General features: G+C 68.4%; 11 protein-coding genes (1 of these 11 running past the window's edge). 5 read left to right on the plus strand and 6 right to left on the minus strand.

The window, feature by feature from the left end:
- Nucleotides 1-49 precede the first annotated feature (49 nt).
- Entirely contained in the window at nt 50-337 is a 288-nt protein-coding gene (locus tag IEX18_RS03215) for a hypothetical protein (RefSeq protein WP_188657192.1), read from the minus strand.
- Between the two features lie 127 nt (nt 338-464).
- Between IEX18_RS03215 and IEX18_RS03220 the strand changes: the two genes are divergently transcribed.
- Nucleotides 465-2,792: an FdhF/YdeP family oxidoreductase gene (locus IEX18_RS03220; RefSeq protein WP_188657193.1), complete on the plus strand. Its 2,328-nt coding sequence runs from the start codon at nt 465-467 to the stop codon at nt 2,790-2,792.
- A 53-nt stretch (nt 2,793-2,845) separates the two neighbouring features.
- Here IEX18_RS03220 and IEX18_RS03225 read toward each other — a convergent pair whose 3' ends face one another.
- Nucleotides 2,846-3,571: an SDR family oxidoreductase gene (locus IEX18_RS03225; RefSeq protein WP_188657194.1), complete on the minus strand. Its 726-nt coding sequence runs from the start codon at nt 3,569-3,571 to the stop codon at nt 2,846-2,848.
- Between the two features lie 148 nt (nt 3,572-3,719).
- On the opposite strand from IEX18_RS03225, the gene IEX18_RS03230 reads away from it, so the two are divergent.
- Nucleotides 3,720-4,616 carry an AraC family transcriptional regulator gene (locus IEX18_RS03230; RefSeq protein WP_188657195.1) on the plus strand — a complete coding sequence of 299 codons (897 nt, stop codon included), beginning with the start codon at nt 3,720-3,722 and terminating at the stop codon, nt 4,614-4,616.
- 46 nt (nt 4,617-4,662) lie between these two features.
- Here IEX18_RS03230 and IEX18_RS03235 read toward each other — a convergent pair whose 3' ends face one another.
- On the minus strand, nt 4,663-5,625 hold the full coding sequence (locus IEX18_RS03235; RefSeq protein ID WP_188657196.1) for an alpha/beta hydrolase family protein: 963 nt from the start codon (nt 5,623-5,625) through the stop codon (nt 4,663-4,665).
- Here IEX18_RS03235 and IEX18_RS03240 point away from each other — a divergent pair.
- On the plus strand, nt 5,624-6,574 hold the full coding sequence (locus IEX18_RS03240; protein WP_229664336.1) for a LytTR family DNA-binding domain-containing protein: 951 nt from the start codon (nt 5,624-5,626) through the stop codon (nt 6,572-6,574). The genes IEX18_RS03235 and IEX18_RS03240 overlap by 2 nt on opposite strands.
- Nucleotides 6,575-6,651: 77 nt before the next feature.
- On the opposite strand, the gene IEX18_RS03245 is transcribed toward IEX18_RS03240, so the two are convergent.
- Both IEX18_RS03245 and IEX18_RS03250 read right to left on the minus strand, forming a co-directional pair.
- Complete coding sequence (locus IEX18_RS03245; protein ID WP_188657197.1) at nt 6,652-7,503, minus strand: DUF4394 domain-containing protein; 852 nt, start codon at nt 7,501-7,503, stop codon at nt 6,652-6,654.
- A gap of 45 nt (nt 7,504-7,548) precedes the next feature.
- Entirely contained in the window at nt 7,549-7,863 is a 315-nt protein-coding gene (locus IEX18_RS03250) for a hypothetical protein (protein WP_188657198.1), read from the minus strand.
- Nucleotides 7,864-7,910: 47 nt separating this feature from the next.
- Here IEX18_RS03250 and IEX18_RS03255 point away from each other — a divergent pair, with 47 nt between their 5' ends.
- A complete protein-coding gene (locus tag IEX18_RS03255) occupies nt 7,911-9,290 on the plus strand; it encodes a S41 family peptidase (protein ID WP_188657199.1) in 1,380 nt (459 codons plus the stop codon).
- Between the two features lie 159 nt (nt 9,291-9,449).
- Here the strand turns inward: IEX18_RS03255 and IEX18_RS03260 are convergent, their stop codons facing one another.
- Nucleotides 9,450-11,990 (minus strand): cellulase N-terminal Ig-like domain-containing protein, encoded by a 2,541-nt coding sequence (locus tag IEX18_RS03260; protein WP_229664337.1) that lies wholly within the window; start codon nt 11,988-11,990, stop codon nt 9,450-9,452.
- 302 nt (nt 11,991-12,292) lie between these two features.
- Between IEX18_RS03260 and IEX18_RS03265 the strand changes: the two genes are divergently transcribed.
- Nucleotides 12,293-13,577, plus strand: partial view of a thiamine pyrophosphate-requiring protein gene (locus IEX18_RS03265; RefSeq protein WP_188657200.1) — the 5' portion only. The gene runs 506 nt beyond the window's last position; only the first 1,285 of its 1,791 coding nucleotides appear in the window; it begins with the start codon at nt 12,293-12,295; its stop codon lies beyond the right edge, outside the window.

A 13,577-nucleotide genomic window follows, 5' to 3' on the forward strand; every position in this document is an offset into this window, starting at 1 on the left:
CGGCGCCCATCCGGGTCAAGGCGCCGCGAGCTGCCGACCACGGTGATCATCATGTGGGTTCACCCGGCGCCCCAGCGCCGACGGCGCGCTCGCCCGACGCGCGGCGTTTCGCCCCGAACGAGCGCCATATCCCGACCACGGCGACCGCAAGTCCGCTCATGGTACCGGCGAGCAGCAGGCTCGGACGCACACCCGTGGCACGCGCGGCGCGATCGAGCGCCACCTCCGCGCCACCGGCGACGTCCACCAGGCGCGGCACCACCTTCGTGTCCAGGAACAGCTTCGGCGCCGACGGGCCGCCGCCCTTGCGGAGCATGTAGTCGCGACCGACCGTCATCCTGATTTTCCTTTCTTCTTCGTGTTTTAATCGAGGTGATCGACGTGTTGCGCGGAAAGGGTTCCAACGTGGCGCAGCGGCGAATGTTGCGCCCGTGCAGCCCGCGCGCCGCCACCGGAGGTGCCCGATGAAGCCGACGTACAAACCCTATCGCCTTCCCTCCGGCGGCTGGGGATCGGCGCGGTCGGTCGGCAACATCGTGCGCCGCGAAGGGGTCATCGGCAGCGCCGGGATCGCACTGTCGCGGCACAACAAGGTCGACGGCTATCAGTGCAACAGCTGCGCCTGGGTGAAGCCGGCCTCCCCGCTGCCGTTCGAATTCTGCGAGAACGGCGTCAAGGCCGTCGCCTGGGAGCTGACCGCGCATCGCTGCACCCCGGCCTTCTTCGCCGAGCATACGGTCACCGAGCTGCGCGGCTGGGACGATTACCATCTCGAACAGCCCGGCCGCCTGACCCATCCGCTGCGCTACGACGCCGCCACCGATAAATATGTCCCCGTCTCCTGGGGCCATGCGATCGAGGAGATCGCGCGCGAATTGCACGCCGTCGAGGACAAGCTGAAGGGCACCGTCTTCTACAGCTCGGGACGGCTCTCGAACGAGGCGAGCTATCTCTACCAGCTGTTCGCGCGGCTCTACGGCAACAACAACCTGCCCGACAGTTCGAACATGTGCCATGAAACCACCTCGGTCGCGCAGCCGGTCAGCATCGGCCAGGGCGTCGGCACGGTCGATCTCGGCGATTTCGGCCAGACCGAGTGCCTCCTGTTCTTCGGCCAGAACCCCGGCAGCAATTCGCCGCGCATGCTCCATCCGCTCCAGGAGGCGAGCCAGCGCGGCGTGCCGATCATCACCTACAACCCGCTGCGCGAGCGCGGGCTCGAGCGCTTCCTCAACCCGCAGTCGCCGACCGAGATGCTGACCGGCAAGGAGACGCGGATCAGCTCGCAATATCATCAGGTGGAGAACGGCGGCGACCTCGCCGCCCTGGCCGGCATCGGCAAGGCGGTGCTGAGCGCCCATGACGAGTCGCTGGCTAAGGGCGGTCCGGCGGTGCTCGATCTCGCATTCATCGCCGAGCACACGCAAGGCTTCGACCGCTATGCCGACTGGCTGCGCGCGCAGGATTGGGACGAGCTCGAGCGCCGCTCCGGGCTGCATCGGGCGGACATGGAGGCGACCGCCCGCGTCTATGCCGCGGCGGGGCCGACGATCGGCATCTACGGCATGGGGCTGACCCAGCATCGCGCCGGGGTCGAGACCGTGCAGATGCTGGTCAACCTGCTGCTGATGCGCGGCAATATCGGCCGGCGCGGGGCCGGCATCTGCCCGGTGCGCGGCCATTCCAACGTCCAGGGCCAGCGCACCATGGGCGTGACCGAGAAGCCGGAGCTGTTTCCGCTCGACAGATTGGGCGAGCAGTTCGGCTTCGTCGCGCCCAGGGAGCCGGGCTTCAATACGGTCGAGGCCTGCGAGGCCATCCTGAAGGGCGAGGTGAAGGCCTTCGTCATGCTCGGCGGCAATTTCGTTCGCGCCATCCCCGATCACGGCCAGATGGAGCCGGCATGGCGCAGGCTGCGCCTCACCGTCAACGTGCTGACCAAGCTCAACCGCAGCGCGCTTCTGCCGGGGGAAGTGAGCTATATCCTCCCCGTCATCGGCCGGCTCGAGAAGGACGAGACCGCCGCGGGGCAGCAGGTTCTCTCAATGGAGGACACGTCGGGCTGCGTCCATGGCAATCGCGGCCTGCGCGCGCCCGCCTCGACGCACCTGATCAGCGAGATCCGTCTTCTGTGCGAACTTGCCAAGCAGGTGCTGCCGGCCAACGAGAAGGTGCGCTGGGACGCGTACATGACCGACTATGCCGAGATCCGGAAAGAGATCGCGGCGACCCTGCCCGAGGGCTTCCACGACTATGAGACCCGGATGTGGGAGCCGGGCGGGTTCCAGCGCGACCTCCCGGCCAAGCGCCGGGAGTGGCGAACGGAGAGCGGCCGTGCCCAGTTCGTCACGCCCGAGGCGCTCGACGAGGACCTCGACATGCCCGCAGTGGGCCATGACGTGCTGCGGCTGATGACGCTGCGCTCGAACGACCAGTTCAACACCACGGTCTACGGCTATGACGACCGCTTCCGTGGGATCAACGGCATCCGCACCGTCGTGCTGATGAACCGCTCCGACATCGACCGGCTCGGGCTCAAGGTCGGACAGGCGGTGACGCTGCGGACGGTCGCCGACGATGGCGTGGATCGCCACCTTTCCGGCCTGATCGTCGTCGCCTACGACATACCGGGTGGCTGCATCGGCGGCTATTATCCGGAATGCAACGTGCTGATGCCGGTGTGGCATTACGCCGTCGGCAGCAAGACGCCGGCGGCCAAGTCGATCCCGGTGACGATCCACAGCGATGGCGACGCGGTGCTGGAGCCGCAGATGGAATATGCCACCGGCTGACGGGGGCCGCGCGTGCGGGCGTGCCGGGCGCGACGGCCGGCACGCCCCTGCCCTCACATGTCCGCCGCGGTCGGGCGGACGATCACCTCGTTGATGTCGACGCCCTCGGGCTGCTCCAGCGCATAGCGGACGGCCCGTGCGATCGCGTCCGGCGTCAGCGCCTTCTTCCGCCATCCCGTCAGCGCCGCCGCGACGTTTGGATCGGTGATGTCGTGCCCCAGTTCCGTGGCGACAACGCCCGGCGAGATCAGCGTCGAGCGGATCTCGTCATGCTCCTGCCGCAGCCCCTCGGTGATGGCGCGAACCGCATGCTTGGTGCCGCAATAGACGGCGGCGGTGGGCAGCACCATGTGCGCGGCGACCGAGGCGACATTGACGACATGGCCCCTACCCTGCGCCACGAACCGCGGCAGCACCGCCGCGATGCCGTTGAGGACGCCGTGGATGTTCACGTCGACCATGCGCTTCCAGTCGTCGCGCTTGAGCGCGGCGAGCGGCGACAGCGGCATCACGCCCGCATTGTTGACCAGCACGTCGACCTGCCCGAACCGCGCTTCCGCGGCCTCGACGAACGCGTCGAAATCAGCGCCGTCGGTGACGTCCATTTCGCGCCACGCGACGGTTTCGCCCAGTTCCTCGGCGAGCGCCTTCAGACGCTCCCCGCGCCGCGCACCGATAAAGAGCCGGGCCCCGGCGCTCGCCAGTTCGCGTGCGGTCGCCTCGCCGATCCCGCTCGAGGCACCCGTGATGAGGACGACCTTGTCGATGCTTGCTGCCATGATGAAGTCCCTTCGTTGCAGTGACCGGGGACAGATGGCCCCGCAGCCCTGATGGGCGGTAGAGCGATCGTCCGAACGCCTTGCACGATCCTCCGGAACTGGCGCCGCACACTTGCCCGCATCCCTCGGCTGGGGAAGAGTGATCGGCATGGACCGGATCGCCGAACTCGCCGCTGTCATCGATCGGCACATCGTGGCTGAAGGCGTCTGCGCGACAGCGATGCCGCACCTGTCGCTGATCCGCGCCGACGCGCCGAGCACCCCTACGCCCGCCGTCTACGAGGCATCGCTTTGCCTGATCGCCCAGGGATCGAAGCGCGTGTCGATCGGCGAGCACAGCGTCGTCTACGATGCCGCCCACTATCTTCTCGTCTCGGTCGACCTGCCGCTCGTCGGCCACGTCCTCGATGCAAGCCCGGAGCGGCCTTATCTCTGCTGCAAGATCGATCTCGATCCCGCGATGCTGGCCGACCTCATGGTGAGCGAGGGCGGCGCCGTGCCCCGCACCGACCTGCCGGTGCTCGGCGTCTACCCCAGCGATCCCGACCTGATCGACGCGGCCTGCCGGCTGGTCGGTCTGCTCGACCGGCCAGAAGCGATCCGGGCGCTGGCCCCGCTGATCGAGCGCGAGATCCTGTACCGGCTGCTCACCGGCCCGCACGGGCCGATGCTGCGCCACGTCGCGACCGCCGGCAGCCACCTCAACCAGGTCAGCCGGGCGATCGCCGCGATCCGCCGGCGCTTCGATGCGCCGATCCGCATCGACGATGTCGCCGCGGAAGCCGGGATGAGCCCCTCCTCGCTCCACGCGCACTTCAAGGCGATCACCCGCATGACGCCGCTGGAATATCAGAAGCAGTTGCGCCTGCAGGAAGCGAGGCGCCTGATGCTGGTAGGAGGGGCCACGGCCAGTACGGCCGGCTTCGCGGTCGGCTACGAAAGCCCCTCGCAATTCAGCCGCGAATACCGGCGGCTGTTCGGCGCCCCGCCCCGATCCGACATCGAGCGGCTTCAGGCCGCACCCGCCTCGGGCATGGCGCTGTGAGGGCGACCATTCGATGGACGTCCCCCGTCAAGCTGCTCTCCTGCGACTAGCCGGCGAGCTTGCCCGAGAAGAAGCGCACCACCTCCCGATTGAAGCGCTCGTGGAACGCCGCCCGGCTGAAACCCGGTGCGCTTTGACACAGCATCGGCATAGACGCGGGATCGACGCACGCGGCCAGGAAGTCGAAGTGGCCGGCGCCGGGTACCGTATGGAACTCCGGCGCTTCCGGCAGTGCCGCGCGAACAGCATCGGCATAGAAGGGCGCAGGCAGGATCGCGTCCTTGTCGGCGCGCCAGAGTTGCACGGGTATGCGGACCCCTGCCAGTCCCGCACGATCGAAGGTAAAGCCGATCGCCGGCGCCGCCACCACGATGGCCTTGATGCGATTGTCAGCGAGCACCGGCAAGGCATTCGACTGCGTTCGCGGCTGCGAGCGCAGCAGCGTGCAGACGAAGGTCGCCGGATAGCGGGCGCAGTGACCGGTCAGGCGCGACATGTCCGGCCTGCCTCCCGCCGCGGCAAGAACCGTGAAGCCTCCTGCCGAGAAGCCGAATGCACCGATCCGCGCAGGGTCTATGGCGGCCCGACCCGGCCAGCCCTGGAGCATGTACGAGATGGTGGAGCTGAACGCGGCAGGCCGCTCCTCGATGCGAGTCGCGCGCGCATTGTCACGCCAATTGTCGCCGGGATGGGTCAGCGCGGCGACGATGAAGCCCGCGCGTGCCAGGGCGATCGCCGTATCGACATGACCGGCGAAGTCGCCGCCCGTTCCGTGCGAGATGACGATCAGCGGATGCCGCCCCGTCGGCAGGGGCGCGTCGGGCACGACGTCTTGTGCGTAGAGGCCGAGCCGCTGGCGGACGGGCGTGCCCGAAGCAGGGTACCAGACGCCCACCTCGATCCCGTCCGCCGTCACACGGCGCTGGAAGCCCGCCTCCCGGGCTTGAGCGTCCGTCGTCGGCGCGAGGAACGTGAGCAAGAGGCTGGCAAGGGCAAGTCGGAAGGACATGACGGGCTCCATGGTGATGATGCGCGGCGGCATCATCCACCCGGAGACCATCGGAAAAGCCGGCTATTCGCGAACGGGCGAATGGGTTCGCCGGTCGGCGAACGGGCTTCGCGGGATCTCCCGGCGGCGCTATGAAGAGGACGTGATCCGTCCCATCTCCCTCCACCGGCCCGGCGATCGTGCGATGCCGCCTCTGGCACGCTGGATCCTGCTCACCATCGCTGCCGGCACGATGCTCGCGGTACTGGGCCCGTTCGGCAGCTACCGGAACGGCGGCGTCGCGAGGCTGGTCGGATATTGGACCAGCGCCATGCTGCTCGGCCTGTTGCTCTACGGTCCGATATACCGGCTGGTGAGCAAATGGACCCTCCCGCGCTCGCGGACATGGTGGTTCGCCCTGATCGGAGCGACGCTGGTCGCCAGCATCCCCGAGGCCGCAGCGACGCGGGCGGCAGCCTTCGCGCTATGGCCCGAACTGGTCGGGGCCGACATTTCGCTGCCGCTCTGGTTCGCGCAGACGGCGACGATCGGGCTGATCGCGATGCTCGCAGTGGGCCTGAGCCGCCTCCCTCCGGCTCCCGCGCCGCAGGATAGAGCCGCGACCTTCCCCGTCGCCCCGGGCGTCGCGCCGCTCGGTGGCGACGTGCTGGCCTTGCAGATGGAGGACCATTACGTCCGGGTTCATCGCCCCGCGGGCTCCGAACTCCTGCTGATGCCATTGGGACGGGCGATCGCCGCCATGCCGGTGGCCGGGCTGCGAACCCATCGATCCTGGTGGGTTGCGAGCCACGCGGTGGAAGCGGTCGACGGCAACGCCCGGGCGATGCGGGTCCGCCTGTCCAACGGGGTGATCGCCCCCGTCGCCCGCTCCGCGGTGATCCACCTCAAGGCCGCAGGCTGGCTCGCCGAAGCGTCCGACGATGCGGTGCTTCGTCCTCCAGCCCGATAGGCGCTCGCGACGGCGCATCGGTCGCGAAAGAGCCGCCGGCAACGGGGCCGGCGGCGTCTTCCGCGTCATCATGGCGGTCAGGCGATCCGCGCCGTAACCGACCTGCGGCGATAGCGCGTCGCGCCGGCGACGAGGCCGAAGCCCAGCAGCATCATCGCCCATGTCGCCGGCTCGGGTACCGGGCTGATCGCGATCCCGAAGAGCGCCCGGCCGGTCGTTCCGGCCTGGGTGAAGGCGCCGGTCGCGAGATCGACGCGATACAGGGTCGAGCCGTTGAAGGCGAAGGCGTCGGACCCGGATATGTCGAAGCTGGTACGGGAGCCGAGATCGAAACCGATCGCCCCGACGGTGTTCAAGGTGCCGGCGCTATTGGCCTGTCGGACCAGCACATCCTGCGCCGTGTCGATGCCATAGAGCTGCGTCGTGCCGGCGGCAGCGCCGAAGGTCGAGCTCGTATAGGCTCCTCCGGTGACATCGGCGTTGCGACCGGCATTGACGTCGCCATCGGCGTAGAAGACCGGCGTCGCGACGGTGAGCGAGCCGCTATTCGGATCGAACACGTAGTTCTCGTTGGTATTGCTGACGATACGCAGTCGATCGATGGTCGGGTTGAAGTCGAAGGCGAACTCCGTCCCCATGATGTTCAACGCCGCGCCGACGGCCGAAGCGACGCCCGTCGCGGTGTCGATCGTGTAGATCGTCTTGTCCGCGCCGAGACCGTACAGCGCGCCGTTCAACGGACGGAAGTCGATCGCCTGTATGCTGTTGGTCAAGCCGGTGATCCGGATCGACGACGTGAAGGTCGTCGGATTTCCCGAATCGAACGTAACCAGGTTGTTGGTCTCGTCGACGCCATAGATCGTCGCCGCCTGCGCACCGCTGGCCAAAGCCAGGCTGGCCGTGGCGATCGCAATCGCTCCTCGCTTCATCCGAAATCTCCCTGTCGGTTGGCGGATGCCAACATGACAGAAACGTTAGAATTGACCGGCGGACGCATCATGGTTGGAATAAATGGTTAATGCGGCCAAAAGGAGTTGTGGTCGACCCGGGCCGGTGCCGCCGATCGTGACGTGCGCGCCCGGCAGCGGATGCTCAGCGCGCGCATAGGCCTTGCGCCGTGCCAAGCGCCTGATCGCGACCGCGGCCCGCAGCGCGAAGGGCTCAAAAGGCGAAATAGGTGCGGCATGGGCGGCAATGAGGCGACGGTGGGCTCTTACTTCGACACGGGAGGCGCCATGGATCGACGCACCCTCCTGATCGCCATGGCCGCGCTGCCACTGCTGCCCCATACCGGTTCCGCGACCGCCCGCGCCCTGGCGCGTCGGCGAGCGATGACATGGCCGTGTTGCGCGCCGCGATGGCGATTCACCCGGGCCTGCATCGCTACCTCTCGCCCAGAGACGTCGACCGGAACCTCGCCCGGTTCGAGCGCGCCTATCGCGCCGGAATGGAGGCGGGATCGCACGAGACGTGCTTCCTGGCGCTGTCGCGGTTCCTCACCACGCTGCGCTGCGGCCACAGCTATCCCAATTTCTTCAACCAGACCGAAGCCGCGGTCACGGCATTGTTCGACCGCCCGACCCGCCTGCCGTTCGACTTCGAATGGATCGGCCGCGAGATGGTGGTCACCGCCGATCATAGCGGCACGGGTCGGCTGCCACCCGGAACCCGTGTGACCGCAGCCAATGGCCTGCCGAGCGGTACCATAGTCGACCGGCTCATGCCCTTTACCCGCGCCGACGGGCATAACGACGCCAAGCGACGCTCGCTGCTCGGCGTTCGCGGGGCGGAGGATATCGAGTATTTCGACGTGTTCCAGGGCCTGCTGCTGCCGCCCGCGGACGGCGTCCATCGCCTTGCATTCGTGCGCCCGGACGGCCGCGCCGGGACCATGGAGGTGCCGGCGATCGGCCTGGCCGGGCGTCAGGCGAATATGAGCCGGGTCCGCGAGTCCAGCGACCAGCCGCGCTGGACCTATGCGGTCCGCCCCGACGGGGTAGCCGTGCTCGACATGCCGGGCTGGGCCATGTGGAACAGCAAATGGGATTGGCGCAGCTGGCTTTCCGACCGGCTGGACGATGCCGCCTCTACCCGCGGCCTGGTGGTGGACCTGCGCCGAAACGAGGGGGGCGACGACTGCGGAGACCCGATCCTCGCGCGCCTGATCGATCGCGATCTCGCCGGCTGGCCGTTCACGCCTCGGGTGCGCTTCCGCGCGATACCGCCGCTGCTGGCCCCGCACGTCACCACCTGGGACGACCGTTTCCGCCAGCTGGGGGTCGGCGGCGCGGACCTGGGCGATGGCTGGATCGCCCTGCCCGAGCGCGAGGCGCTGCGTCCGATCCGACCGGACCCGAAGCGCCTGCCGGTGCCGGTCGCCGCGCTGATCGGCCCGGCCAACAGCTCGGCGACCTTCGGCTTCGTCAGCGCGGCCCGGCTGAGCGGCCGGGTGCGGCTGTTCGGCGAGCCGACCGGCGGTAATCGCCGGGGCATCAATGGCGGCGGGTTCTTCTTCACGACCTTGCCCGGCAGCGGCATCGAGTTCGACCTGCCCCTGATCGGCTATTTCCCCGACCGGCCCCAGCCCGATGCTGGCGTCGCTCCCGACGTGCCGATCACCCGCGACGCCGCCGCCATCGCAGCCGGTACCGACCCGGCGATGGAGGCCGCTGCGGACTGGGTTCGGCGCGCAGGCCGCGTCCGACGCACTTCTTGAAACGCCTGCCGCAACGCCGAGACATCGCGAAGCGGCGTCACGACCTGACGACGCCAAGGAGAGGCGCATCCGGCCTGATCCACAGGACGCGCCGCCGCACGGCCCCGAACCTGCGGCCGGGTCACGGCGGCGCGGGCCGGACGGCAGCAGGCCAGCCGGTTACTTGGCCCGATAGAGTCTGTCCGCTGCCAGGGCCAGGAACATGTAGTTGGTCGCGCCGCCACCGAGCACATACTCGCCCTGCTGCCAGAAATAGGGCCATTCCTTCAGCTCCGGCAGATCGGGTCGTACGAGGTTGGTGCCTGACACGACGCCGCCGGGCACGTAGCTGCGGTCGGCACGGTTGAAGCCATAGGCCATCGTGTCCGAGTGCGAGCCCACGCCCGAAACGAAGCTCGCCGTATTCGCACCCGGATGCGCGCCGAGCACGAAGTTGAGCGCGTTGATGAAACTGTCGGTGCTCGTCAGCTGCGGCCAGCCCTTGTGGAAGAAATACTGGTGCACGCCGCGTTCCTGGATGGTCCAGCCCGCGCCCCAGATCTCGGGCTTGTAGGGCACGCCGTAGGGTGAGTCGGTCTTGGCGTCCGCCGCCACCGTCTTCTGATAGGAGGCGACGGCCGCCGTCACGCGCGCGCGGAAACCGGCCGGCATCTGCGGCAGGATCAAGGCCAATGGCCACCCGCTCTTGTCGACATGCGCGACGATCTCCGGTTCAAGCGCGACCAGCCGCGCGCGATAGGCCTGGTCGCCGGTGGCCTGGATCAGCTCCGCCAGCGCGAACACCTCGTTCGACTTGTCCCTGGCGCGTCCGAACGCCTTGCCGGCGATGTCGCGCGCCGCCGCGAGTGACTCGGCCGCGAGCGCGGGATTGGACTTGCGGAGAACGCGCGACGCCGCCGCCAGCCCGCCCGCGGTGTTGAGCTCGCGGTCGGGATTGTCTTCGGTGAACACCCAGCGATCGTCGGCGACGACCGGTTTGCCGTTATTGTCGACGCCCAGCCCCGCTACGGGCCTGCCGACGACATTGTCGGTCTCGTTCGCCGCCTCGCCCAGCAGCGCATATTGCTTGAGCGTCGGCACCTGGATCCCGCGATAGGTCCGCCCGAGCGCGCGATAGCCGCCCAGCACCGTCAACAGACCATGCTCGATCTGCTGGACCGCATCGTTGATCCCGTCGGGATCGTGGATCTCGACCAGATGGTTGGCCTGATCGATCCGCGTCGCGTCGTAATCGAGGCCGAATTCCTCGATCATCTTGGACAGGATCCATACCTCTCCGATCTGCGATTCGATCCGCAGGTCGTAATCGCCGGCATCGTGCCAGCCGCCGGCGTCGAGCCCCGGCACATGGTCGCCCGCCTTGTACCGGGTCAGCGTCGACGGGCCCTGCTCATAGCCGTCGATATGATTGATCGGTGCGGGCGCCATCAGCGCATCGTCCATGTGGTCGAGCCCGTGCCACACGCGATATTTCTCGCGCACCAGCATGTGGCTCATCTGGACCGGCAGGAAATATTCGAGCGTCGGCTGCCACGCGCCGCGCGCATAGACGTCGGCATCGATACGGAAGGGCTGCGACAGTTCTGCCCCATAGCCGATCTGATACATGCCGGGGTCGCGCACGCAGCTGAAATCCCAGGTGACGTAGCGATACCGCAGGAACTTGCCCCAGTCCTCCGGCTGACCCGACGCGATCTCCTGCCGTCCGTTCGCACCCAGCTTGTAGAGGTGCACCGCCTCCGCCCCGCTGCTCGCCGCATCGAGCTCGATCACCGCGCGCTTGGGCTGGGCGGGCGCATAGCCGATCTGGCTCAGCTGGATCACGGGCTTGTAGCGCCATCCGCTCACCGTATTGGGAGTCACCGTCCACCGGATCGCGCCCGTCGTCGCGCCCGCCGCGACCGCCTGGCGCACGATGAACCAGCCGTTGTTGTGCGCCGAACGACCGTCGATCAGCTCGAGCGTGCCGCCGTGGCTCTCGATCTGCATCCGCTGGGCGTCGGCCTCGGGCGCGACCGTCAGCACGCGCCCCGTTGCCAGCGGCGCGGTCAGCGCCTGTCCATTCAGGTCCTGCACCGGTCCATTGGCCTGGACGTTGCGCGGCACGGGCACCTTCCCGCCCCCCAGCCGCCGCATCGGGCCCACGGGCTGCATCGGGAAGATGCCGGTCCGACCGTCAAGGCCCCAGGACTTGCCGAACAGCAGCGCGGGGAAGAGTTCGAGATTGAAGCCGACCTTCCCGACCCATTCCGGCGGCAGCGGCTTGTCCAGATCGACGCGGATGCGGAACGCACCGCCCGGTGCGGGCGACACGTTCACCTTATAGCCGAGGTCGAGCTTCGGATAGAAGATCGGATTGAACCCGTGCCCGTTCTTGCCCGGATCGGGATAGGAGAGCGCCTGTGTGATCGTGGCCGTGCCGGGGTCGACCACGTGCTTGCCGACCGCGGCCGGCATCGGCGACCATTGTCCGGGCTCCGGCTCGAGCCGCAGGTCACCATTGGCGGCGACCCGCGTTCCCTGCTGGATGACCGTCACGCCGGTCTGGTGACCATCCGGGTAGATGTCGTCAAAGACGATCACGTCGAGACCGGGACGCGCCAGATAGCCGCCGGGCGACAGCGTCAACTCGGGGTCGTCCGGCCCCGCCGCGACCAGCAGCGGCATCCCCGCCAGGACGAGCAGCCTCGACTTACCCACATCACTCTCCTTTGCTGGCCGTCAAGGGCGGGCCGGTCGCGCCGAAATACGGCGACGGCCCGCTGTCGAACGGCGACAGGCGCACGTGCCATAGGTGGGGGCACCCGGCCGCTGTCAACGCCTCCGATGGTCTTGGTTGCGCTGCTAATTTCTCAAGCAGAATCAATTTCTTCCGGCTTTCGCTCGCGGGACGCATGCGCCACCGGGCGGCAGCAGCCCGGGCTTTATTCGGGCATCGGCGCGACCCCATCGCCGGTCCGCGCGTTTCCTCCGCCTCTCACCCCGGACGGCAGGAATTCTCCATGGCGCAGCTCACCAGCGACTTCTTCGTCGAACGGCTGAAAGCCTGGGGCGTCACGCGCATCTATGGTTATCCCGGTGACGGCATCAACGGCGTGCTCGGCGCGCTCCAGCGCGTCGAAGGCACGGAGGCGGGCATCGAATTCATCCAGGTTCGTAACGAGGAAATGGCCGCCTTCATGGCCACCGCCCATGCGAAGTTCACCGGCGAGCTCGGCGTCTGCCTCTCGACCGGCGGCCCGGGCGCCACCCATCTCCTGACCGGGCTCTACGATGCCAAGAGCGACCATGTGCCGGTGCTCGCGATCGCGGGACAGGCCGAGACGACGGTCCGCGGCGCCACCTATCAGCAGGAGCTGAACCTCGACCGGATGTTCGCGGACGTGGCCGATTTCGTGCAGGAGGCGGTCACCCCCGCCCAGCTGCGCCATCTCGTCGATCGGGGGCTGCGCGTCGCCAAGGCGCAGAACGGCGTCACCGTCCTCGTCCTGCCCAAGGACGTCCAGGACATGGCCTGGGAGGAGCCGAAGCGCGCGCACGGCTTCACCCGTTCGGGCCCGGGCTATACCAGACCGCGCATCGTTCCGCACGACGCCGATCTCGCCCGGGCGGCCGAGGTGCTCAATGCTGGCCGCAAGGTCGCGATCGTGATCGGGGCCGGCGCCCGCGACGCGGCGGACGAAGTGGTCGCGGTCGCGGACCGCCTCGGCGCCGGGGTGGCGAAGGCGCTGCTCGGCAAGGACGTGCTCCCCGACGACCTTCCCTTCGTGACCGGCGCGATCGGGCTGCTCGGCACCAAGCCATCGTCGGACATGATGGAAGGGTGCGACACCCTGCTGATGATCGGCACCGGCTTCCCCTGGGCCGAGTTCCTCCCCGCCGACGGCCAGGCGCGCGCCGTCCAGATCGACATCGCGCCCGAGATGCTGGGGCTGCGCTACCCGGTGGAGGTCAATCTTCACGGCGATGCCGGCGAGACGCTCCGGGCGCTGCTGCCCCTGCTGCGTCGCCAGGAGGACCGCGGATGGCAGACCGATATCGAAGCCGGCATGGACAGCTGGCGCGCGACGCTGAAGGGGCGCGCGCTCGCATCCGCCTCGCCGGTCAATCCGCAGCGCGTGGTCTACGAAATGTCGCCCCGCCTGCCCGCGGACGCGATCGTCACGTCGGATTCGGGCTCGTGCGCCAACTGGTACGCGCGCGACTGGCAGGTGAAGCGCGGCCAGCGCGGCTCGCTGTCGGGGGGCCTTGCGTCGATGGGCGCGGCGGTGCCCTACGCGATCGCCG

The organism is Sphingomonas metalli, from assembly GCF_014641735.1.
GTDB classification, from domain to species: Bacteria; Pseudomonadota; Alphaproteobacteria; order Sphingomonadales; family Sphingomonadaceae; genus Sphingomonas; species Sphingomonas metalli.